Source organism: Salinimonas chungwhensis DSM 16280 (assembly GCF_000378185.1).
GTDB lineage: Bacteria > Pseudomonadota > Gammaproteobacteria > Enterobacterales > Alteromonadaceae > Alteromonas > Alteromonas chungwhensis.
In genome coordinates, this window is the sequence record NZ_KB899376.1 from 786428 (window position 1) to 810733 (window position 24306).

Genomic DNA, 24306 nt, shown 5'->3' on the forward strand with positions numbered 1-24306 from the left:
AACATTTCAAATATGGTATCGTAAAGCCGTGCCTTACCCACGCATATACGTTTGTTTTTCTGAATTATTTCACATTTTTGAATTTTACTATGCCAGAACCTATCAACCAAGCACAGGCTATGCGTTACAATCGCCATATTGTTCTGCCTCAGATCGATCTTGAGGGCCAGGAGCGATTGCTTAACGCCCGGGTGCTGATAATCGGTGCGGGCGGTCTGGGATGCAGCGCCGCTCAACTGCTGTGCGCTAGCGGTGTGGGCACGCTCACTCTGGTTGACGATGACCACGTTGAGGTCACCAACCTGCCCCGTCAGGTGTTGTTTACTGATGCCGACGTGGGCCAGTACAAGGTTGCTGCGGCGCAGCAGAAACTTAACCAACTCAACGCGTCATGCCAGATCAAAACCTATAGCCGGCGGCTTGATTTGACCGAGCTTGCCAGCCAGGCTGGCGCTCACAATATAGTTCTGGACTGCACAGACAATTTGTCCGCCCGGCTTGCTACCAATGCAGCCTGTGCGGTCAGCCGAACACCGCTGGTGAGTGGCGCAGCCATTCGGTTTGAAGGCCAGCTGTTTACCACCAGCTATGCACCAGGTACATCCTGCTATGAATGCGTCAGTGCGCTGACCGGCAATCCTGATTTAAGTTGTACCGAATCGGGAATATTTTCTCCCGTGGTAGCTATCATTGGTGCTCAGCAGGCATTAATTGCTATGCAGCTAATAGCAGGTATCGGTAAACCATTACTCAATACGCTTCAATTGTTTGACGCCCTCAGTGGTCAGTGGCAACAGTTTATTGTTCCTGAAAATCCTCAATGCACAGTTTGTCAGGGTTAATCTATGACTTCATCAGTAACCATCAATAAATCTCACATTGTGGTGGCCCAAAATGCCTCTGGCCGCAATATGAATGTTCCGGTTTATCGACTCACCGGCCAGCAGCCTGGTCCCACCGTGTATATTCAAAGTTCTATACACGGCTCAGAAGTTCAGGGGAATGTGGTCATCTACCAGCTAATGCAGTATCTCAAACAGCTGCAAATTGCTGGTGAAATCATTTTAGTACCAAACTGTAATCCCGTGGGGACCAATATCAAAGCCGGTGAATACACGCTGGGTCGGTTTGATCCGGTAAACGGTACCAACTGGAATCGCGGTTATTATTATGATCCTGACAGGTTGGATGAATTTTATCACACCGTCCAGGACACTGATTGCACCGCGACCATAAAAGCAAAGTTCAGGCAGTTCTGGCGTGTTGCCATTACCGAAAAACTAGAGTCTGCCTGGGGGCTTGGCCTGGCTCAGCAGCTTAATCTGAAGCTTCAGTTACTAGCGCTGGATGCAGATATCGTACTTGATTTGCATAATGGGCCGGTGTCCACCCGCCACATTTATATTCCACAGTATGCTGCAAAGTCGGCCGGCCTGTTTAATATTCCCCACGTCATTTTTATTCCTAATCATTTTGCCGGTGCCCTGGATGAAGCGACATTTTGCCCCTGGTGGACATTGCAGGAAAAACTAAGTGCAGCGCGGGGTACCAATATTGATTTGGGCGTTGAGGCCATGACCCTTGAAATGGGTAGTCAGGAAGTGATCGCTTTTGAAGAGGGAAAACAGGATGCCCAAAGCATTCTTGCTTATTTGGGCCAGCGTGGCGTTATTAACCAGTGCCCCTTTGAGCCAGCGGTAATGCAGCGGGTCGGGGTTCACCTTAGCCAGTACAAAACCCTCTTCACCCAATGGGGCGGTATGGTGGAGTATATGGCTAAGCCGGGCCAGCGTGTGGCAAAGGGGCAACCGCTGGCAAGAGTGCTCAATATTGATGAGCTGGATAATGAACAGGCTACATTTACGATTTATGCTCCCTGCGATATGATCCCTATCTTACATTTTCCATCAGCATCGGTGTTAAGTGGCACGCAATTGTACAAGGTGTTCACGGAGTACTTTGACATAACCGGCACATAAAAAAGGGGCTTCTGCGCCCCTTTTCTAAACAGATATCAAATGGGGGAACCCGGTGGTAGTGGCTTCACATCGAAAGCCAGAGGCCACTGCCCCGTTTTCCAGTACTGTTGCATATGTGAATGAAGTACACTGGCTTGCGCCAGCTTACTGTCTTTTTCCAACCAGCGGGTAAACGTCATTAGCGCGGTCTGGATGTCGACTTTGACCTCAGGTGCCAGTTCGTCCGATTCCAGTGTGCGGAAAATAGCATTCAGGGACACCATCGCAAGCCGGTTGTTCAGCCCGTAGTCGGCCTGTTGCTCATACCAGTGCTGTTGCAGTACCCGGTTTACTATTGCATTGACACCCGGCAATCCCCGCGTCTGACTAGCTTGCCAGGACAGTCGGTTCAGTCTTGCCGGGTCGAGCAGCAACCCTAAACTGTAATCAGCAGCAGATTCGGCAGCCGAAACCGGGTCCAGCGGTGTGCCCATGCGGCCTTTAAAATGTTCGCGGGTGATATCATCACCATAAGCGGTGGGCGTTATGAGCGACAACAAGTCGTCAGGCAGACGTAAAAACGAAGGCGATGAGGCATCAAGTAATGCCTTGATGGCTGATTTTTGTTGCTGGGCCGGAACTATCGACTGACCTTTTGGTTGGGCGTAATCCCCTTTTAGCTCATAAGTGTAATTAAGTCCCCCAATCTGTTTGGCTACTGCCACTAGCTGATAACGATGTAACAGATAAACCGGTACCAATTTGTCTTCCAGCGAAGACAGACTCTGTGAGCGCTCTAACGTTGCCAGCCCCAATTCACTAAGGGCTTTTTCTCGTAGTGCAATAATCTGACCGTAGGATTTTAATGCGTCATCGCCATTATCCCACATATGTCCACTGGCCGAAGCAGCAGACGGCGAGCGCGTATCAAAGTCACTTTTAAACGCCAGCGACTGCTCTCTGGCCAGCTCAATGATGTCTTTTAGCGCACTGGCTACATCGGCGTCTTTGCCAAAATCCTGATACCCGTAAGAGATGGCGTGTTTATCCCAGATACCTATGCCTTTGTCATAAGCGTTCGAAAAGTCCATTTGATTATTTTTAACGGCAATTAATGGATGCGGATAATCCATTACCGATGCCCGCTCATTTTCGCTGGCAGCAAAATTATGCGCCAGTCCTAGCGTATGCCCTACTTCGTGGGCAGATAACTGCTCGATACGATCCAGTGCCATTTTTTTCTGTGCATCTGTATTTGTTGTATCTTCACCAAAGGGACTGCTCAATGCCAGCGCTATCAGGTAATCCTGCCTGACTCGCAACGAACCCAGCGTAACATGGCCTTTAATAATTTCACCGGTTCGGGGATCCACAATCGAGCTGCCGTAAGACCAGCCCCTGGTCGCCCGATGGACCCACTGAATAACATTATACCGCGCATCCATAGGGTCAGCACCCTCAGGCAGTGTTTTCACCTGAAACGCATTTTTATAGCCAATGGCTTCAAATGCCTGATTCCACCAACTGGCCCCTTCCATTAACGCGCCTTTGACAGGCTCAGGGACACCCGGGTCCAGATAATAGATAATGGGGGAAACAGGCTCGCTTGTCTCTGCCTGGGGATCTTTTTTATACAGCCGGTGACGAGTGATATATTTTTGTTCTATCGGTGCATCGATAGCCGCTGAATAATCGAAATGACTGGTTTTCCAGAACCCTGAATATGGGTGAAAGACGCGCGGCTGGTATTCATCGTCAGGGGCGGCAAGAAATGAATGATGAAGGTGGACAGAGATACTTTCAGGTGCAGGTGTCACCTGTCTGACAAATCTACCCGGATCACTGCCGCCAAATGTGACGATAGATTCCAGTTCGGTGTTCATCTCAAAAGCCCGGGTTCGTTGCATGAAAACCGTGCTACGCGCCTTATCGATAGTATAGTTTCCTTGCCCGGTATCACTTAACCGCCCGGCAATACCATGAATATCGCTTAACAAAAAGTCGGTATAATCGATTAAAACGGTATCGCCCTGTTGCGCAACGACTTCAAAGCCAGCAATGATGGAATCGGCAAATGCCTCATCAACGCTTTGCTGCTCAGCCGGGTTATCAGCACTGGCGCGAAACCTGGTATTGAGCTGACGCAAAAAGACCTTGTTCCCATAACGCTCAAACTGGACTAACCGCGCGTCACCCAACTGGCCCCTGTCCAGCCCGATATCGTTAGAACCTATCCCATGGGGCAGTGCTGAGTGAAATAACATGGGTGTCGCCCAGCGGTTAATTTCCAGATATACCTTCGCAGCGTTTTTATCGTAATGAACCGGTATAAAGCCGGTTTGCCTCTGCATCGATTCGGTAAAAACTTCCAGATCAGTTTGTTTGGCTAAAACAGGGAGGCTCAGTAATAGGGTGATGACTACCAAAAGACTACGAGCAAGCATATAGATTCCTGAAAGCTGACGCGACATAACTATCCTTTTTATTTTCCACAGGTTTATGCGGTTAACCGTGTCCTGTTGACGATTTTTTATTACCCTAGCGGAATTGTTAGTCAATTGTCCATGTTTTCATTACGCCGGCTGGCACACCGATATTACGCAAAACCGCTCGCCTTGATCTGCATCAACGTGTATCTGTCGTAAAGCGATTAGGCTAAACATACTGACTTTTCAGGCATGGTTATTTTGATGTTTTATTCTTGCCCTTCTTACTGTGAACAAACAACGTGCTGTCACTCGCCTGCTCTGAATCATGGGTCACCAACAGTTTTCTTACCGGCGCTATGCACCAAAAGTGCAGAGAATATACTTATTGCAGAAAAACCAGTTTTTGGCGCGTCAGTGACGCTGCATGAAAAATGCTTTTCAAACCGTCTGACGAAGGTCTCAGCAAATGAGACCCTGGGCTGGCTAGCCCATGAGACATGTGAAAACCTGTTTTTGCGCGGTTTGCCAGCGTCGCCAAAGACTTATTTTTCCTTCGACAACCTCGTCCTGCAGGCAACACAAACACTTTGCGTTGTGCGCTGCGAACATCTGCGGATGCCTGGCGCGCTGTTTTGCTTTTCTGCCATACCAATGAGCCCGCCAGAGGCTAAGTAGACGGCAGAGACTGCATCACAAAACGGAGGCCTGAGTGACGCTGGATGCGGTTTGCCACAACCTGCTCAAACTGACTTTTTGTGGTTACCAGCGTGCAACGTGTTTTAGCCCGGGTCAGGCCTGTATAAAGCAATTCACGAGTATTTAACGCATCCATATTGCTACTTAGTGGCGGTGGTATGATCATCATCACATGGTCAAACTCCGACCCCTGAGACTTATGCACTGTCATCGCGTAAACCGTTTCCACCGCAGGCAGGCGGCTCAGGCTTACACTGCGCAAACCCGTTTCTGTCTCAAACCAGGCCTTTAACTGGCGTGCTTCATCCGGCCAGATAATCCCCACATCACCGTTAAAAAGCCGCTGAGCATAATTATTTTCCGTTACCATTATCGGCCTGCCCTTATAATGTAAAGCCAGTTGGTTGGATAGCTTTATACCCAGCGCCTGCTGGATAGAAGCATTGAGTTGTTCTACACCGAACGGGCCCCGACGCGTCGGCGTCAGCCAACGACAGGCCTGCATTGCCGTCAGAGCCTGTTCAGGTGTGTTACTTTTATTTATGCTACCAAAGCTGCGGCGGGCCAGGCTGGCCAGTTGCTGCTCAAACAAAACCGGCAGGAGTTGGACAACACCTTCATTATTAAACACCTCATCCAGTCGGTTTTCACTGATCGGGTCTATCACCGCCCACGCAGTCTCAGCGTCGTTGCTACGAACACCTTTCGCCACTTCGGCCAGATCACCGGCAAAGCGACGACTTGTCTGCAGTGTTTTGACATAATCACGGGCCCCATCTTCAACGTCCGGCACTGGTAACTGTGGGCACAGTGTTGTCAGATGCCTGAAAAGTCGTGGGCTGATGTGTTCACAACTACTGTCATCAATAAGTGCTTCTAATACATTACCGGATTCGACTGCGGGAAGCTGATCAGCATCGCCGACCAGAATTAATGAAGCTGTTTCAGGCAAGGCGCGCAAAACCCGGGCCATCAAAGCCACATCAATCATGGATGCTTCATCAATGATAAGAACGTCACAGCGCAGCTGATTTGCGCTGCCTCGGCGGACTTGCACACCATAGCGGGAAATTCCCAGTAACCGGTGCAAAGTGACTGCATCGGTAGATATCGCATCTGCAAGCTGCACAGGCAAGTCAGCCCGCAGCTGGTTAAGGGCCGCTGAGACAGACTCATTCATGCGCTGCGCAGCTTTTCCTGTCGGGGCAGCTAACTGTATGGTTAAGCCACAATTACTGGCACACTGCAGGGCCAGCAGCAATCGGGTTACGGTATACGTTTTCCCCGTTCCCGGCCCACCATTGATAATAGTAAAACGTTGCAGCAATGCAGCCGCTGTGGCTATCTGCTGCCAGTCTTGTTCGCTGGCCGCCGACGGCGGAAATAAAACCGGCCAGATTCGACTCAGCTGCGCGTACTGCTTTTCATTAAGCAACACAGGCGAAATTCTGGCTTTTAAGGCAGACGCGATTTCGCTCTCAAACTGCCAGTAGCGAAGAGTATACAAGCGCGGCGAAAACCACCGCATCGCCTCATGGTAGGCACAATGTTGCAGGCCATTTTCAATACATGCTGCCAATGTATCAGCATCAGTAAACTGCCAGCCGGGTAATGCCTCTTCACTGTCATGAAAAAGATGTTTATTTGCCAATATGCTGATATCTAGACAAGTGTGACCCTGGCGCTGATGCCAGGATAAAGCCACTAGTATCATAAACCATTCACAGCGATCTGGTTCTTCCAGGTCGGCGCTAAACTGAGACGCAAAATATCCATCAATCAAGGCGACGCCAGCCAGTTTTTCGAAAATTTCTTTGTACACTATTTGCTGCATCAGTCCGCCTTCTCCCTGACTGGTTTGACAACGCTCTGACTTGCGAAAATTGCATCCAACGCGGTCAGGTTTGACGGTGACAACCGGGTGAAGTAGACGCCTTGTTGCGCCAGATTATCCGGATGCATACCCCGAAGATAAAGATAGTAAACACCGCCAAAGTGCGTCTGCGGGGTGTATCCAGGCAAGTGATTTTGCAGATAGCGGTGCAGCGCTACACTGTAAATCAAATACTGCAAATCATATAAATGCTGTTGATTATTAAACCGCAGTGCTTCGGGTAAATAATGCTGATAATTTTCGCCCAGGTAGGTGGACTTATAATCAGCCACAAAATAGCGGCCATCATGCTCAAAGATTAGATCAATGAAACCATGCATCATGCCTTCTAACTGGTGGGTGTCAAAGGCTGGAAAAAATTGAGCATTGTGGTCCTGTTCTTTTCGATAATCAGCCAGAAATTGATTCAACGCCTGTTGGCTCACGCCGCTCATGGGAAAATAAAACTCAGCCTCCCGCAGTGTCGCGCAACGCGTCAGGCTGGCTAAGGACAAGCCGTCATCATTCAGTGGGGTCAAAAGCACTTCATCCAGCCATGCGTAAAGTGCTTCGCTTTGAGGCGTATCCAGACCGAACAGCTGCACCATCTGCGTCACCGAATTATGCGTTTTGTCATGCCAGTCGGGCTGTTCAAAATCAATAAGTTCGAGAATGTCGTGCAGCAGGTTACCTGCCGCAGCGCCCTTTTGGAAACTAAAGCGCATCGCCTGACTGGTGGGCGGTGCAGTAGTATTCTCTGACCATTCCAGTTCTCGTCGCTGCTGGTTTACCACACGGTCTTTTCGCGCCATGGCAGAAAATGAATAGAGCCGCCATGCTTCACTGGCTTTTCCGGTAAAGGTATCTACAGACAGTGCAGGCAACGCCTGGCTGGTGTTTGCTGCATATTTATTATTATCGGCAGCTGCAACGTCTATGTAACATGTATCCGTGTCGGCTTCGTTAGCAACATCGTTGACTGCCTGCTGCCAGGTGCCATTTTCATCAAGGCCCACGGCACGGGCTAACGGGGATTTGTGATGATTATCAAATGGTGCGATACCCAGGTAGCAGCGATGGGCAGCACGGGTAATAGCCACATACAATAACCGCATTGCTTCGGCATCAGCTTCTTCAGTGACCCGCTTTGTGGCCTGCTCAGTGGCGCCGAATTGCAGAGTCAGCGCCTGCGTCTGGTCATCGTAATAACGAAAGAGCTGAACCGGTCGGTTACCGACTTTTACCGGGTCCCGGTAGTCACTGGCAAAAGGAATAAATACCACCGGGTATTCGAGCCCTTTGGCCCCATGTTGGGTAATTAGCTGAATAAGGTGTGCATCACTTTCCAGCCGCTGAATGTGTTCATCAGCAAACGCCGGCTCGCTTATCTGTCGGTGAAGCCAGATAAGCAACTGTTCCGGTTGGGCCCGGGTTGCCGCTTCACGCTCCAGAACTTCAGCCAGGTGAAGGTAGTTAGTCAGTTTACGTTCAAGATCGTCACCGTTTGCGTGAAAACTATCTTCTAGCAAAAACAGGATCAACGTCATGCAGCCGCGTTGTTGCCACATTCTGCGAAGCAGGCTGACCTTGTCCATCACCGTTTCCCAAAGCTGGTCATTTTCATGATACAGCAAATCCACCAATGTCTGATGGGACAGGCCAAACAAGGGGCTGCTAAGGGCTGCGCATAACCGGCTGTGATCACCAGGATGCCAGATTCCATCAAGTACCCGATAAAGATCCTGCGCTTCACTGGCGGCAAACAGATTTTCACGGTTACTTAGAAATACAGATGCCAGCCCCGCTTTTTTAAGCGCGTTTTGAACAACACTGGCTTCATGATTACTTCTGACTAACACAGCGATATCCTGTGGCGCAAGCGCGTCGTTTCCTAATGTGGCCTCGTCCAGCAGTCGCACAATCTCCTGAGCGATCCAGTTGGCAAGCTGTTGTTGCAATACACCTTTAGCTGGTGGGTCATCCTGATCATCACGATCAAGTATTGCATAGGTAAGGGGCGCCCTGTCGGTGGCCGGATCGGCCAATAGCATGCTGTTTGCTTTTGCGTAAGGTGAGGCTTTGACCGGCTCATAGTGGATACCGAAGCCAAACACAGGCGCTGCCGTTTTGGTTAAAGGTGCACCATAAAAAAGCCGGTTATAGCTATTTACCATTCCCGCCACAGAGCGATAGTTAGTGTCCATCATCCAGCGGTAGTCTGCGCTTTTACCGGCTTCCAGGTAAGTAAAAATATCACCGCCACGAAACCCGTATATTGCCTGCTTGGGATCACCTATCATCAAAAGTATTTCATTGTCACTGCCGGGTATATAAACATTGGAAAGAATTTGATACTGACTGGCATCAGTATCCTGAAACTCATCTATGAGCGCAGCGGGAAATTTTTTTCTGAGTGCCCGGGCAAGGTCCGTATCAGGCTTATCAACCTGCTCAGCCAGTATGCTTATCAGATCATCAAAATCCACAATACCCTGCTGGGCTTTTTGCCGGGCGACATGTGCCCGAATAAAACTGAAAGCTTGTGCCGCTACTACAAGGGAGGGCGCCAGTTCGCGCTGACTGGTTTGCTGCTTTGTCACTGACTCGATTTTCGATTTTACGGTTGCACTTAACTCTTTTAAAGGCGCCAGCAGGGTTTTTACCTCATCTTTGCCCCGCATCCGGTTGCCATGGGTAAATTTTCCTAACTCGGCGGGCGCCAGCGTTAATTTTGCGTCCGTTAGCCACTTTATAATTTCAGCATATTGCTGTTCCCGCAGCGCAACATCTTTATCGTTATCGATTAATGCTTGGGCAAGCATCGAATAGTGGCTACTAAGTTCACTCAGCACATCTGCAAAAGCAGGCGCGAGTGACTTTTCATGCTCTTTTAAGGCAGCTGCGGTGGCGTCTTCAATCTGCTGTTCTGTGACAACAGTCGGAACCAGGCCACTGCGGATGGAGCGCTCAAACGTAGCCAGAAATTGGGTGGGAATATGCCAACCTGCCGCAGCTAATAACCTGTATGCCTCAGGCGCATCTGATTGTCTGCGGATCCAGTCGCGTGTGGCCTGCAGATACAGCTCTCGGGTGTCTGTTTGCAGCACCAGTTTCATTGCCGCGCCACCCGAGAAAGCCAGCTCGCCCAGGATTCGGTTGCAAAAACCATGAATGGTATATACCGAGGCATCGTCAAGCTCAAGTAGCGCGGCTTGTAAAACGTGTTCGGCCTCTTCACCAGGATGATGGTCATACAGACGACTAAAGACCGGATCCTCAGTTACAGGCTGATCGGTTCGTTTCGCCTGCCAGTATTGTAGTGCCTGATCGAGCGTTTGAGCAATGCGGCCCCGAATTTCTTCTGTTGCGGCATTGGTAAATGTCATTACCAGGATTTGTTGTACATTAAGCTTCTTTTCCAGCAAAAGCCGTAGATAAAGCCGGGTGATATTAAAGGTTTTGCCGGTACCGGCACTGGCTTCGATGAGATGGCGGCCCTGTAACGGCAAAGTCACTACATCCAGCGGCTGGCTGCGATTGGGGTCCGTTTCGCTCATACTTTCTTCTCTTTATAATTATTGTGCATGGGGCGGAAAAGCGTTTCCATTTGCTCAAGGGGCAGATCTGCCAACTCTATACCTGCGGGATAGAACCAGCGCGCATACGCATCATCTTTAATGCCCGGAGCAGCCACACTGCCCTGCCACAGTTTCTGCCACTCAAACCGCGCATCGCTATCCTGCGCCCACTCCTTGAGTGTCACTGTTTTGGCTTTTTTAATCATGGTGATAGCCACATCGGCATAACAAGGTACCGGCGCCTGATTTATCTGTTGAAAGATATCTGCATACATATTAAGCAGGTCTTTGGCGGCATCGGGTTCTAACGGGCTCAATATCGCCTTTCTGGGGACAGGTTGCCCCCCCGGCCAGGTCAGAAAACAAACTTCAAGAGGTAGCACGACACCGGCTGCGTTGAAAATCAACAGGCTTAGAAACTGCTCAAGCTTACGTTTGGTATTCTGACTGCCGCAGTGCCACTGCATCAGTTTGTTATCAGTTACCTGAGCCGTGGTAGCAATATCACCAGCCGAGGATGAAAATTGCATTTCCTGCAACTTACCAGATGGCCAGTCTATCGCTTCTGTCAGCAGTTGCGTGCCAGCAAGATAATTATCCAGTAATGTATCGGTAAGAGGTGTAGCGGGTAGCTCACCGCTGCGTCTGGCAGCATCAAGCAGCGGTTCTGTCGATGCCTGTTCCAGGCTTTGTCCGACCAGAGAATGAAGCATCTGGTAACGGGTCAGCGCACTTTCACCAAAAGGCTCGGCGTCATTTAATACCGGCGCCTCGCTATCAAGATAAAGCCCCAGTTGCTGACTGGCGAAATAGCGTAACGGCTGACATAAACAGCGGGCCAGCCCGGCCGCATCAAGCTGCTCCGGCACCCTGGCTGCGTCCAGCGGTTGGATTGGCTCAACTTTTTGGCCAGTATCACCGACAATAGCCTGCGCCAGACGCAACCAGCCCTGCTCAAATCCTGGCCGGCTGCGGTTAAATGCAGAAACGCTAAATGGATGTAAAGATAATCGCTTAATATGATGTTGGTCGAAGTTATATCCGGCAGTGAGCATCCTTAATAACTCCTGCAAGACAAGGCTGGGTTGGCGCTCACTGTTATCCTGCGCACTATTCGCCTGATAACTCAGATACAGATGTGAACGCGCTGAAATAATGGCTTCCAGAAACAGGTAACGATCCTCCAGACGACGGGAACGATCTCCTCGCTGACGTGGCATATCAGCCATCAAATCGATACTCACCGGGGTTGCCTGGCGCGGAAAATCGCCATCGTTGAGGCCCAGAATACAAACTACCCGAAAAGGAATACTGCGCATAGGCAGCATAGAACAGAATGTGACCTGCCCGGTTAAAAAGTGATTGCCGGCATCCGGTGAAGAAAAGCGGCGAATAAGAATATCTCTGATCTGTCTTAGGGACAGCATGCCTGTGTAGCCAGCTTCAGCGCAGTGGGCTGCAAGATCAGACGTTGCCTTACCGATACTCTCCCAGCTGTCGATCTGGTCAGCCGATGGGGTAAAACAGGCTTGCCTGAGCTCGGTAAGAAAAGTGTGCCATTGCTCAGCGCTTCGGTATGTTGTCATGTGCCGGGCAAAATGCCGGAGCCGTTCAATCAGGGCAATAAGTTTGCCCAGCACAATACTCTGCTGACCTTCCACGTGAGGTACACTAAGCATATCTGCGGTCAATTGTGCTTCATCGTTGAGTGCCATACCAACCAATAGCCGCTCCAGTCCCCAGTACCAACTGAACATAGACTGCGTGGCCGCATTTTCTGTAACCTGTTTTTTGTGTTCGGCATCCACACCCCAGTGAACATGCGCTTGTTCCAGCCAGAACTGCATTAAATCCAGGTCATCAGGATGCATATCAAACTTTGTTCTAATCGCATCAAGGCGCAAATAATCCATGATTTTGGTCACTTCAAACCGGCTGTCTGGCAGACTTAACAGGCTGATAAAAGCTGCTATAAGCGGATCGGCATCCAGCGGAGAACGGTCGGCAATGGAGCAAACAATACGCGGCGGGGTCTGCCGTTGCGGCGACGCCGTTCCTACCCGATGAAAAACCGCATCAATTAACGGTGCATAATCTTCAATCGCCGGGCACATAACCACAACATCCGACGGTGTGATAGACGGATCCTGTTGCATCAGGTACAACAGATTATCATGTAATCCCTGTACCTCACGAAGCGCGCTATGAGCACTTACCACCAGCACGCTGTCGTCCGATTCAGCAGCTGCAAAGCTACCGTCGGGAGACTGACCATGCAAAATGTCCTGATGAATCTGATGCAGCAAATTCGTTGTTTGTCCCTGCTCCTGCGGCGGATCGGTATCAAACGCGCTGACTTCAAATGTTTCTAAATCTGTAAGCAAATTAAACAGGTCGCGACCCTGCTGACCCAAGTTACCCAGTAAAGGGTTATCCAGCGTATTATCCCGCCACTGCGCAATGCCCTGCTCCCGCAGTATTCGGGCGCGCTCGCGATCACTTTTTGCCTCACCCCAGTAACTTACTGACGGGTTTAGATGAAAAATATGAATATCGGTATGATGAGCCAGCGCATCAAAAAATTGCACCAGCTGAGGTGCCATCGTATTGATAGCGAACACGATAACTCTTGGTGGCAGATTATCACAGCCCTTTGAATGCAGTGCTTCAACGGCCTCCTGGTGGAGTCTGGCCGGGTGCATTGGCGTTTCTGCAACCAACATCCGCCATATTTCCGCCTGCCACCTCTCTTCCTCACTGTCCTGACAGTTAGTCTCCCCTGCTTCCCAGTTAAACAGCCATTGGGGCCGGTAAAGTTGATACTGTTCGAGTACATCCGCCAGGGCGACTGCAAACTGCAACCGTCGGGCGCCCTGCTCCTCTACTGACTCTACGTGCTGCCAGTAGCGACACACCGGTTCTGCCTGCGGTAAGTTACAAAAACTGTCGCTTTGTATCAGCCGGTCAATACGCCACACCAGCACCTCACGCCGGTAAGCAGACTGCTGCGGCACCTTATCCTCGCCAAGCACTGCGCGGGCCGTATTCCACATGAATCGGGTGGGTAGCGGAAATTGGAAATTCATAGCAATGCCCTGCTGACGGGCAAACTGCATATTCAGCCAATGTTGCATGCCAGGACTTTCCACCAGAATCGTTTCTGGCTGTAGCACCGGCCCTGGCTGCTGCTGAAGCAAAGCACTAAGTAAATAGCTTAAATGTTCAAGTTTATTTGAGGGATAAAGGGCAAGCAATTGAAATGTCTTTTTGGTTTTTCTGCCATAGTAAGGCATTTAAATCATGACATCCAGGCAGATAAAAAAAGCCCGCACAAACCTCAGGACACGAAAAATTTGTACGGGCAGAGTTACGATTAGCATCACAACACGGTAATGGCACGTTGCCTGGCATGCCACCACCGTCTGCGTTGTGATGTTACTCAGATAACACAATAGCTTATTCAGAAACTATGCCAGCGCACTCTCGCGAGATACAACTTATAAATAATTTAAAATCATACACTTAAAAATTAAATACAATTTCTTGGCGGAATAATGCAAACATTATGGTGCATGGCGCACCAGTCTGGCGCATTTGAATTGATTATCGCATAAGATCTCGCTTTTAAGGCCTGGCGGGGTTAGGTACAATTGCGAAAGTTATAAATCAGGAAAATTATCATGCTGTCACAACCACAAATCGCAACGATGCTCACACTTCAGGATAAAATGAATACCAGGGTCAATCCTGAATGGCTAAATGCCGGATATGGGTTTTTACGGGCAGCGATGGTCGAGTCGGTAGAAGCTATTGAACATCATGGCTGGAAATGGTGGAAGGCCCAGAATAAGGATATTGCCCAGTTGCAAATGGAGCTGGTAGATATCTGGCACTTTGCGTTGTCAGATATCATCATCCGGTATAACGGTGATATCGATCAATCCGCCGCAGATCTGTCTGAAGAATTGGCGCAATCTGTCACCAGCGTAAGCTTTGATGGTAAAACATATCAATTCAGCCAACAGACTTTACTGGAAAATCTGGAGCTGATGGCAGGTCTGTGCGCGGCAAAACGCTTTAGCGTGCCGCTGTTTGTGTTTATTGCCTCGCAGTGCGAACTGTCCTCAGACGAGCTGTATCGTCAATATGTGGGTAAAAATGTTCTCAACTTTTTCCGTCAGGATCATGGTTATAAAGACGGCACATACACTAAGGTTTGGCAGGATCGTGAAGATAACGAACACCTGGTAGAAGTATTACAAACCCTTGATATGCACAGTGATGATTACTCTGACAACGTTTATGAAGGGCTGCGTCTTCGCTACCCTGCATAAATTAGCAGTTACCCGGGTCAGCGGCCGCCGGCCTGAGTTTACTGGCTGTACTTTTCTGCCATTGTCTCAAATTTGTTGCATGCATCGGTAGCCGGCTGGCCACTTTGTAAAACCTCACAACTTAACGCCGCCAGCGAATCAAGACACGCGACCGCCGCTTGTTGGGCTTCACCTGGCTGCACGGCATTTGTTTGTGCCAGGTACTGGTCGCACATAGAATCAACGACACCTTCAATCATGCTTCGGATCTGTGGCGTGATGTTTTCCTGGGTGCCCATTTCCTTATAGGCGCATTGTTGAATTTTACCGCACAAATTTTGCGCCGATTGTTCAAAACTGCCCGTTGCAAAACCAGGTGCTGTCATTACGCACCATCCCAACACCGCCACTGTAATTGATTTCATGAGTACGAACCTGAGTGGTTATTATTTATACAGACTAATACACATTCATGCATTACTCCAGGTTAAAACAAAACAATAATCCGGTCAGGCTCTTACATATCGATAAATTCTACTTTGCTGTCAAATCTTGCTTGTATAAGGTCTTCGTAGCGCGATTCAAGCACATGGCGTTTAACTTTCAGCGTCGGCGTTAACAATCCGTTTTCTATCGTCCACGGCTCATCCAGTACCACCACGTGGTCAACGCGCTGATGACTTTCCAGTTCGCGATTAATCTGTTCCAACGTAGTTTTGAGTGAACTTTCAACATCCCCTCTGTCCTGGTTTTCAGCAGATTCACTAAGTACTAAAAGCGCGATAGGCTGGGGTAAATTCGTTCCGGTTACACAAACCTGCTCGATAAGCGGGTTTTCCATGAACGCGGCCTCGATAGGCGCAGGGGTGACATATTTGCCTTTTTCGGTTTTAAAAATGTCTTTTAATCTGCCCGTGATGCGAATAAATCCTTCACTATCCATAGCGCCTTTGTCACCCGTTTTCAGATACCCGTCGGTAGTCATGGCTTCGAGTGTTTTTTCGGGCTCCAAATAATACTCGATCATGTTACATGGTGATTTTACCTGAATTTCGCTGTCATCGGAGATTCGGATATCAACACCATCATACGCTTTACCAATTGTCCCGATTTTATCTTCGCGAAACGGCAGGCTGGCGGTGCCGTAAGCGCTGTTTTCTGTCATCCCCCAGCCTTCGGAAATATTTATACCTATGGAATGAAACCAGCGAATAACTGCCGGGGCCAGCGGCGCAGACCCACTTGCCCAAAAGCGTGCTTTATCTAAGCCCAGCCCCTGTCTGATTTTTTTTGCAATGAGGCCTTTAACAACAGGCACTGAAAGTAGAAAGTTAAGACGCTTTTGAGGGATTTTTGCCAGCACCCCCATCTGAAACTTAGTCCATAATCTGGGCACTGATATAAATAAGGTAGGTTCACAGGTTTGTACATCGCGCTGAAAAGTCTCCAGCGATTCAACAAAATAAATCTGTGGCGCTGAATAAAAGGCAGCCAGTTCGACCAACACACGTTCAGTAATATGGGCCAGCGGCAGGTAACTCATCAGTCGATCACTATGAACCACTGACAATGGAATTAGTGAGTTTTTTGCTGCCCAGCAAATCGTCTGGTAGGTGTGCACCACGCCTTTGGGCTGACCAGTGCTGCCGGAGGTATAAATAATGGTCATCATTGAACCGGGATTGGGTTCTGGCGAAGAACTCATCGGTTCACAATCAAGAAAGTCTTGCCAGGACTGAGTGCCGCTAATGCCGTCATAGGGGAAATATACGGTGTGATAATGCTCAGGTATTGCCGGGATCTGCTCTTCCGGATTATCGAGTTTACCCACAAAAACCAACTTGACATCAGCATGGCGAAGCACGTACTCAATGGTATTTTTTCCGGCCGACCCGAAAATTGGCACCGACACATGACCGGCCATCATTATACCCAGGTCGCAGATGAACCACTCCGCACTATTTTTTGCAAAAATGGCAATACGACTGTTTGGCGCCAAATTCATACTGTTTAGTCGCGCTGCCACACAACGCGCTTCTGCAGCCACCCGCCGCCATGTATAAGTATCCATTTGCCCGTCACGGGGCTGATTTAAGAATACTTCATCCGGCCGCTCGCGCTCCCATTTGTAAAGCATTGTTACCGGTGTTTCGTTCACATCGGTAATGGTTTCATTAGCGAGATCCAGAGGCATAAGCATTCCTTTTTCGTGTAACGTTATTTACGCAATTTTTACAAATATATAATAAGCAGGTTTTATCACTCAAGCAGATTCGCATAATTCCTTTATATATTACTGAATAAGCTTTATCTATCATTGAGGATTTATCCTCATCCCGAAAAGCTGTCAAAGTTGCTATTCTAGGAAAAACGGTGTACGCATAGGTAATCAGCAAGCAAGGCAAATCACTATGATCACATTTACCCTTAATAACCAGACGCAAAGTTACTCAGGCGACCCACAAATGCCATTATTGTGGTACTTACGCGATGCTGCCGGCTTGACCGGTACCAAATACGGGTGCGGCATGGCATTGTGCGGTGCCTGTACAGTTCACATTGACGGCGATGCCACCCGTTCGTGTCGACTTCCTATGGCGGCAGTGGCGGACAAACGTATCACCACCATCGAAGGTCTGGACGAGAAAAACGCCCATCCGGTACAAATTGCATGGGCCGAAAATGATGTTCCTCAGTGTGGTTATTGCCAGAGCGGTCAAATGATGCAGGCGGCCGCGTTGCTTTCCGCTAATCCCAGTCCTACTGACGAGGAAATTGAGCAGTCTATGTCAGGAAATATATGCCGTTGTGGTACCTACCCTCGAATTAAGAAAGCCATTAAGGCGGCAGCCGGGAGTGAAAAAGCATGACAACACATTCGCCTTATCGACGCGCTTTTCTCAAACAGGTGGCTACCGGAACAGGTTTGACGCTGGGTCTCACCCTGCTTCCCAAGTCCACTGCGGTAGCAGCTGCGCAAAGCGCCGATTCGCATCTTGCGCCAAATGTATTTATTGCAGTTACTGCAGATGGCACCGTAGAAATAACCTGCCATCGTTCTGAGATGGGACAGCAGATAAAAACCGCCATTACCCAAATCATCGCTGATGAACTGGATGCTGACTGGCAAAGGGTCGTCACTCTGCAAGCGGATGGCGATAAAAAATACGGCGATCAAAACACAGATGGCTCACGCAGTGTCAGGCGCAATCTCGCCCGGTTACAAATGGCCGGCGCCACCGCAGCACTACTTCTTAAGCAGGCCGCTGCCAAAGGCTGGCAAGTTAATGCGGAGGACTGCGAATGCAAAGATCATAAGGTTGTTCACACCCCAAGCGGCAAACGTGTCGACTTTGCTGATATTGTCGCGGTGGCCGCCACTTTGCCACTACCCGAAGAGGGACTGGTAAAGCCTAAAGCACGTCAGGACTGGCGGTACGTTGGTAAAGCAGTACGTAGCGTAGACATGGAAAAAATAATCAGCGGCACCACTACTTTCGGCCAGGATATGGCGGTTGAAAATATGCTTTATGCAGTTATCCAGCGTCCGCCGGTTATGTTTACCCAGCCTGAGTCGGTTGATGATAAACAAACCAAAAATATTGCCGGCGTCGTAAAGGTATTGCAGATGCCCACCGCCTCAGCACCGGCCAACTTCGCTCCTTTAGGAGGCGTTGCCGTGCTGGCTGATAATACCTGGTCGGCGATGCAGGGGGCGGATGCACTCGTAGTGACGTGGAGCAAAAACACGCATAATACTTACAACTCTGAAGCAGAAAAGAAAACGCTCATTGAAACGGCTGCAGCTGACGGTGAAATTGTTCGCCAGCGAGGCGATGCATCTGCGGCACTTAAAAAAGCGCAAAAAACAGTTTCTGCAACCTACTATGCACCTCTATTAGCCCAGGCACCGATGGAGCCACCGGCTGCTCTTGCCAAAGTAAGTAATGATACTGCCGAGATATGGACCAGTACTCAAAACCCGCAGGCTACGCAGGCTATTGTGGCTGAAGTACTTAAAATCCCCCCGGAAAATGTTACTGTTCACGTAACATTGCTGGGCGGAGGATTTGGTCGCAAAGCCAAGCCTGACTTTGCTGCCGAGGCCGCCTGGCTGGCACGTGAGGCCGGTCGGCCGGTGAAGGTTATTTGGCGCAGAGAGGATGATATTCAACACGGTTTTTACCATACCGTAAGCGCACAGCACATCCAGGCGGGGTTAGATAGCAAGGGAAATACGGTGGCCTGGAAGCATAATACTGTTTTTCCTACCATCAGCAGCACCTTCTCTACAGAAGCCAATTCACCCAGTAGCGGTGAACTGCGGCTGGGTTTTATTGATAACCCGTTTGATATACCTAACCTACAGTTAGAAAAAGGAAAAGCCGAAAACCATGTACGAATCGGCTGGCTTCGCTCAGTGGCCAATGTTTATCATGCATATGCCATTCATACCTTTGCCGATGAGCTGGCTTATGCAGCAGGCGTTGATAGTAAAGCCTATCTTCAGCAGCTTATTGGTAAACCCCGGCACATTGATTTGGCGAAGGAAGGCGCAGAATATGATAACTATGGCGACCCTATTGAAGATTATCCGATAGACACCGGCCGATTACTGGCTGTGCTTGAGAAAGCCACAGCAATGGCAGACTGGGAAAACAGAAAGAAACAGCAACGACATCTTGGTGTGGCTGCTCACCGTTCTTTTTTAAGTTATGTTGCCACTGTGGTTGAAGTCGATGTTGATAAAGACGGTAACTGGGCCATCCCCAATGCGTACATATGTATTGATGCCGGTACAGTGGTTAATCCAGATCATGTAAAAGCACAATGTGAAGGCGGCGCTATTTATGGTCTGAGCTGTGCCATTGGAGAGATAAGCGCCCAGGACGGAGCAATTTCACAGACAAACTTCCATAATTATCAGGTCGCTCGCATTCAGCATGCTCCTAAGAATATAGAGGTGCATATTGTAGACAGCAACGCGCCACCTGGTGGCGTTGGCGAGCCCCCCACACCACCCTTTGCCCCGGCGCTGGCAAATGCGATATTCGCGGCCACAGGACAGCGAATCCATGAGCTGCCCATTCCATTAAAGCTGACCGTCTAACGGGAAATATTAGCAGACCAGTTTTGCTGAATCATCGCAGTGATCTGGTCTGCCTCCACCGGCTTTGAATAGTAGAAGCCCTGGTGATTATAACAACCAAACAGTTGCAGTGTTTCTGCCTGTGACTCAGTTTCTACGCCTTCTGCCACACATTCCATATTAAAGGTTTTCGCCAGTTCTATGGTCGTTTTTACCAGTGCTGCTGCCTGGGCATCCTTTTCAATACCTTCAATGAAGCTTTTATCTATTTTCAGTACGTCCACCGGGAACTTTCGCAGATAGCTCAGCGACGAATAGCCCGTACCAAAGTCATCCAGAGAAAACAGAAAACCTGCATCCTGGAATTCTCTGATTCGTTCTTGCGCAAATTTACTGTCTTCCATCAACAACCCTTCGGTGATTTCAAACCTCATGGAGCGCTCAGTGAGGTTACGCTGGTACATCATGGTGCGCAATGTACTTAAATGTAACTCTGCTTTAAATTGCAACGCAGAAATATTGACAGAGACATAGCCGTGAAAACCATTTTGCTGCCATTGTGCCAGGTCATCCAACGCCCTGACGATAGCCATCCTTGTAACGTCTACGATATAACGAAGCTCTTCAAGCACTGGTATAAACTCACCGGGAACCATTGGTGCATCCGGCATATCACATCGCAACAAAAGCTCTATGCCTTCTATGGAACCTGATTCAGTATCCATTATAGGTTGATAATGATTGTAAAAACGCCCCTCCTGATAAGCCAGCTTCACGCGGTTTTCCAACGTCATCTGCTCTTTGGCACGCTCGTTCATTTCAGCGGTAAAGTAAGCAAAGCCATCCACTCCGTCTTTTTTAGCGCAGTACATGGCAACATCAGCCTGCTTTATAAGGTCGCTCGGCGTCGCTGAATCATCAGGGTATAATGAAATTCCGATACTACATGAGATGCATAAAAGTTCGTTATCAATAGCGATAGGGGTCTCAACCGTTTCTATCAGGTGGGCAACGAACGAACTCAATGAATTGGTGCACGCTATACGCTCTCGCACAATTACAAACTCATCACCGCCCAATCGCGCGACGGTATCCTGTTGGCTGGCAAGGCTAACCATGCGTGCAGCCACCACTTTTAACAGTTTATCGCCCATTTCGTGGCCTAAACTGTCATTAATACCTTTAAAGCGGTCAAGATCTATAAATAATACCGCGACGCGACTGCTATCTTCTGTGGCGTTGGCGATGGCATGAGATAACCTGTCCACTAGCAAATTTCGGTTAAGCAGCCCTGTGAGACTATCATAACTGGCCATCTTAACCAGTTTTCGCTCAGCCTCTTTCTGCTCAGAAACGTCACTGAAAACCATAAGATAATAATCGATACTTTCCGGACTTTTGTCATCTGCCACCGCTGTAGTATCAATGATTACATCATGCCGACCGCCATCGACAGTATCAAAGGTGGTTTCACGTTTTAAAAAACCACCTGGTTCCATCGCCAGTAACGGCTCATAAAGTTGTTCACGGATAGCAGGGTTGCGCCGGTAAAGCTTAGCCAGAGCATGGTCGGCAGCTTCATCTTCAGCAAGTCCGAGGGCACGACAGAAGGACGGATTGACTGCCATGGGACGCATTTGCTCATCAAAGACGATGACCCAGTCGCGGGTTTGATTGAATGCTTCACCCATTACCCGCAAGCGGCGCTCGGTTCTGGCAACCTTTTTAATTTCTCGCTGACGCCAAAACATATAGGCGACAAAAGTAGTCAGTATTAGCAAAACGTAAATTGTATAGGCAAGAGGTGAGCGAAAAGGCGGATGCGGAATGGAAAATGTCAGCTTACCCGGCGTGACTTCGTATCCATATCGTTCGGTGGTAGGCGCCACTTTAAATACATAATCACCAGGCCCCAAAAATGCAAACGCGGCTTTCCCCTGACTGGTTATCGACTGACTTAGCATTCTGCCATTTCGGGTAAGCTCATAAACATAATTGTCAGCGGCATCAAAACTGGCCAGGGTTGAGGAAAAATGAATTTCGATACCAAAGTCATCATGATTGAGGTCCAGATGGGTCTGACTTAAATTCGTCATAGGCATACCCAAAGAACGTGAATCAAGTGATACCTCACTGATAACCATAGGCTGTTTAACACGCTCACTGCCGTTTCCGGCGCTTAATGCCGCAGGGTCAAAAATAACAATTCCGCCAGTAGACCCATACGCAATACGCCCATCATTTAGCATAACCGACGCATTGTCATTAAACTCCGACACATTGATCTCCCGGCCATAAACAAAAGAGGAAATCAGCCGACTATCTGGCATGAAACGAAACACCCCCTGGTGCGAGCTAAACCATAGGCTGCCCTGCGCATCAGCCTGAACCCCGTAAGTGATGTCCGTTTTTAGAAGGTTATCGCTATTGAACCTTTTTACAACGCGTTTACTTTCCAGCTCGATACCAATTAGTCCGAATCGAGGAAAGCCGAGCCACAGTAAACCATCGCTTGCTGTCCAGGACGTGACTGCGGCGTCACTGGTTCTTTCGGTGGGTTGATACTCGTACAACAGTTCTGGAGTGAGTGTTACCGGATCAAACTGCCAAACCCCGTCTTGCGTAGATAACAACATATCTCCATTGAGGGCTTGCGAGGTACCTAAAAATGCCCACGCACGGGAGGGCTTTATTTTAGGATGATCAAATTTTAGTTCTTCCAGACTACGGGTTGTAAAGTCGTAGCGATAAAACCGATGAGACAAGAAATACAACCGCCCCTGAGAATCCAGCGCCATGCCATAGATCCAGCCGGCCATTATCTCCGCATCCCCGGCATTTTGCGTAGGCACTGGCATAAGCTTACCGCTTTGTTTATCAAAGAGTCGCACACCAGAATAATTGCCGATATAAAGATGATCCTCGTCGGCCGGTAAGACTTGCGAGATGGCAGCATCGAAATCCGCCCCATCCGCATAGTCTAAAAATTTTCGAGAATCAAGACTGATTAAATCCAGACGAGTCAGGCCGTTGTCGGTACCTGCCCACAACGCCCCTTCATCATCCTGATACATTGACCAGATGATGTTATCAGTGAGGGGACTATCTTCTCTTCCTACAATATTTTGAATGTGCGTAATATTTTGATTCTGTGGCGTCCACAACATCACACCGCCCATATCTGTGCCCAGCCACAATGTTCCGAGTTTATCTTCGGTTACCACACTAATTTTTGCTTTAGCAAGCTGTGTATCACCATTTTGCGCCTCCAGCATATGAACGGTCGTCCAGTTGCCGGGGCTGCTCATATCTAAGGATAGAAGACCGTTATCGGTGGCCAGCCAGAAAGAACCATCTTTTTTAACATGCATTTCCCAAACATTCTGGTCCGGAACTACTTGCAAAAACTCCGTTTCACGATTTTCAACCAGCGCACTTTCCAGTTGGTTGAGATCGGTCATAAAAAGGCCGCGCACGGTTGCCACCCAAAAGCGTTGCTGTGTGTCCACTAATAGAAATTTTGTATTTCGATTGTCTACATTTTCTGCGATATCGCTCAGGTAATCTATTTTGACGGCATCATTTTTCTCACTTCCACGTTTCATGGCATAAAGACCATCAGAGGTCGCCACGTACAAATAATGTCGGGTAAGGTGAATTGATCTGATAATTTCTTCTTTATTTCGTAAGCGCTCTGGCAGTGTGTAGATTATTTCCTGCTGAACTAAGTCGCTGTCCATACGAACAACTTCATGGTCCAGTGCAACATAGGTCCAGCCTTTCTCATCACTGGCAAAATCAGAAGCGGATTGCACCCAGTCATAGATATCTAAACCCGGCCGCTTTAACTGCTGCTCAACCTGACTAGTGGTCAAATCAAGGGTGAAAACACCTGACTGCAGTGTACTGATCCAGAGTCGGTTTTTTGCATCCAAAAATAGCTTTTCGATACTGGCATTAATCAGAAGGTTGTCTGGTCCGCCAATAGTAATAAGGTGGTGACCGTCCCATCGATCCAAGCCACCCTGGGTGGCAATCCAGACAAAGCCGGTATTATCGATTAAAATATCGTTTATCGTGTCCTGGCTCAGACCCTGGCGGGTAGATAAGCTGGGAATGGAAGCGTTTTGAATCGCCGGTGCCGCAAAAACTTTCTGCACGTTTATCCCAGACAAACATATCAGAAATATCACTATCCATATTTTACCCACCCGCAAGGACAGCACGGGCAGTGTACAAATTATAGAAAAAAATCTGGCCACGGTTTTCCTTACAACAGGTGATAAAAACATCCTATGAATTGACTATATCAAATGGACTTTTTCTGTCACTCCGACTTTATGCTAATAATAAAGAATGAGTTTGCTTGC

The 24306-nt window shown here is 48.8% G+C and carries 12 protein-coding genes; 5 read left to right on the plus strand and 7 right to left on the minus strand.

The features are described from left to right. Window positions 1-89: 89 nt before the first annotated feature. Window positions 90-842 (plus strand): HesA/MoeB/ThiF family protein, encoded by a 753-nt coding sequence (locus F458_RS0103590; RefSeq protein WP_018982010.1) that lies wholly within the window; start codon window positions 90-92, stop codon window positions 840-842. A gap of 3 nt (window positions 843-845) precedes the next feature. Further along, window positions 846-1979 (plus strand): M14 family metallopeptidase, encoded by a 1134-nt coding sequence (locus F458_RS0103595; protein WP_018982011.1) that lies wholly within the window; start codon window positions 846-848, stop codon window positions 1977-1979. 35 nt (window positions 1980-2014) lie between these two features. Here the strand turns inward: F458_RS0103595 and F458_RS0103600 are convergent, their stop codons facing one another. The 4 genes from F458_RS0103600 to recC all read right to left on the minus strand — a co-directional run bounded on the left by F458_RS0103600 (window position 2015) and on the right by recC (window position 13827). Further along, a complete protein-coding gene (locus F458_RS0103600) occupies window positions 2015-4402 on the minus strand; it encodes a zinc-dependent metalloprotease (protein ID WP_018982012.1) in 2388 nt (795 codons plus the stop codon). Between the two features lie 652 nt (window positions 4403-5054). Next, on the minus strand, window positions 5055-6917 hold the full coding sequence (recD, locus tag F458_RS0103610) for an exodeoxyribonuclease V subunit alpha (RefSeq protein WP_018982014.1): 1863 nt from the start codon (window positions 6915-6917) through the stop codon (window positions 5055-5057). Then, window positions 6917-10513, minus strand: a complete 3597-nt coding sequence (gene recB / locus F458_RS18980) for an exodeoxyribonuclease V subunit beta (protein WP_018982015.1) — start codon at window positions 10511-10513, stop codon at window positions 6917-6919. Before recB ends, recD begins: the two co-directional genes overlap by 1 nt. Further along, window positions 10510-13827, minus strand: coding sequence for an exodeoxyribonuclease V subunit gamma (recC, locus tag F458_RS18985; protein WP_018982016.1), 3318 nt, complete (start codon window positions 13825-13827; stop codon window positions 10510-10512). The genes recB and recC overlap by 4 nt, the downstream gene beginning before the upstream one ends. A gap of 387 nt (window positions 13828-14214) precedes the next feature. Between recC and F458_RS0103625 the strand changes: the two genes are divergently transcribed. Beyond that, window positions 14215-14868 (plus strand): dUTP diphosphatase, encoded by a 654-nt coding sequence (locus F458_RS0103625; RefSeq protein ID WP_018982017.1) that lies wholly within the window; start codon window positions 14215-14217, stop codon window positions 14866-14868. A gap of 38 nt (window positions 14869-14906) precedes the next feature. Here the strand turns inward: F458_RS0103625 and F458_RS0103630 are convergent, their stop codons facing one another. Both F458_RS0103630 and F458_RS0103635 read right to left on the minus strand, forming a co-directional pair. Continuing rightward, window positions 14907-15272, minus strand: coding sequence for a hypothetical protein (locus F458_RS0103630; RefSeq protein ID WP_018982018.1), 366 nt, complete (start codon window positions 15270-15272; stop codon window positions 14907-14909). A 92-nt stretch (window positions 15273-15364) separates the two neighbouring features. Next, window positions 15365-17041 carry an AMP-binding protein gene (locus F458_RS0103635; protein ID WP_018982019.1) on the minus strand — a complete coding sequence of 559 codons (1677 nt, stop codon included), beginning with the start codon at window positions 17039-17041 and terminating at the stop codon, window positions 15365-15367. 217 nt (window positions 17042-17258) lie between these two features. Between F458_RS0103635 and F458_RS0103640 the strand changes: the two genes are divergently transcribed. Both F458_RS0103640 and F458_RS0103645 read left to right on the plus strand, forming a co-directional pair. Beyond that, entirely contained in the window at window positions 17259-17717 is a 459-nt protein-coding gene (locus F458_RS0103640) for a (2Fe-2S)-binding protein (RefSeq protein WP_018982020.1), read from the plus strand. After that, the gene (locus F458_RS0103645) at window positions 17714-19957 is read left to right on the plus strand and encodes a xanthine dehydrogenase family protein molybdopterin-binding subunit (RefSeq protein WP_018982021.1); all 2244 of its coding nucleotides are present in this window, start codon (window positions 17714-17716) and stop codon (window positions 19955-19957) included. The genes F458_RS0103640 and F458_RS0103645 overlap by 4 nt, the downstream gene beginning before the upstream one ends. Here F458_RS0103645 and F458_RS0103650 read toward each other — a convergent pair. After that, window positions 19954-24096 (minus strand): EAL domain-containing protein, encoded by a 4143-nt coding sequence (locus F458_RS0103650; protein WP_018982022.1) that lies wholly within the window; start codon window positions 24094-24096, stop codon window positions 19954-19956. The two genes, F458_RS0103645 and F458_RS0103650, sit on opposite strands and share 4 nt — an antisense overlap. Window positions 24097-24306 lie beyond the last annotated feature (210 nt).

Bases quoted from the DNA above. Each gene is read 5' to 3' on its own strand.
- F458_RS0103640 (WP_018982020.1), top strand. From the start codon at position 17,259: ATGATCACATTTACCCTTAATAACCAGACGCAAAGTTACTCAGGCGAC.
- F458_RS0103645 (WP_018982021.1), top strand. From the start codon at position 17,714: ATGACAACACATTCGCCTTATCGACGCGCTTTTCTCAAACAGGTGGCT.
- F458_RS0103600 (WP_018982012.1), bottom strand. From the start codon at position 4,402: ATGCTTGCTCGTAGTCTTTTGGTAGTCATCACCCTATTACTGAGCCTC.
- recC (WP_018982016.1), bottom strand. From the start codon at position 13,827: ATGCCTTACTATGGCAGAAAAACCAAAAAGACATTTCAATTGCTTGCC.
- recB (WP_018982015.1), bottom strand. From the start codon at position 10,513: ATGAGCGAAACGGACCCCAATCGCAGCCAGCCGCTGGATGTAGTGACT.
- F458_RS0103635 (WP_018982019.1), bottom strand. From the start codon at position 17,041: ATGCCTCTGGATCTCGCTAATGAAACCATTACCGATGTGAACGAAACA.
- recD (WP_018982014.1), bottom strand. From the start codon at position 6,917: ATGCAGCAAATAGTGTACAAAGAAATTTTCGAAAAACTGGCTGGCGTC.
- F458_RS0103625 (WP_018982017.1), top strand. From the start codon at position 14,215: ATGCTGTCACAACCACAAATCGCAACGATGCTCACACTTCAGGATAAA.
- F458_RS0103630 (WP_018982018.1), bottom strand. From the start codon at position 15,272: ATGAAATCAATTACAGTGGCGGTGTTGGGATGGTGCGTAATGACAGCA.
- F458_RS0103595 (WP_018982011.1), top strand. From the start codon at position 846: ATGACTTCATCAGTAACCATCAATAAATCTCACATTGTGGTGGCCCAA.
- F458_RS0103590 (WP_018982010.1), top strand. From the start codon at position 90: ATGCCAGAACCTATCAACCAAGCACAGGCTATGCGTTACAATCGCCAT.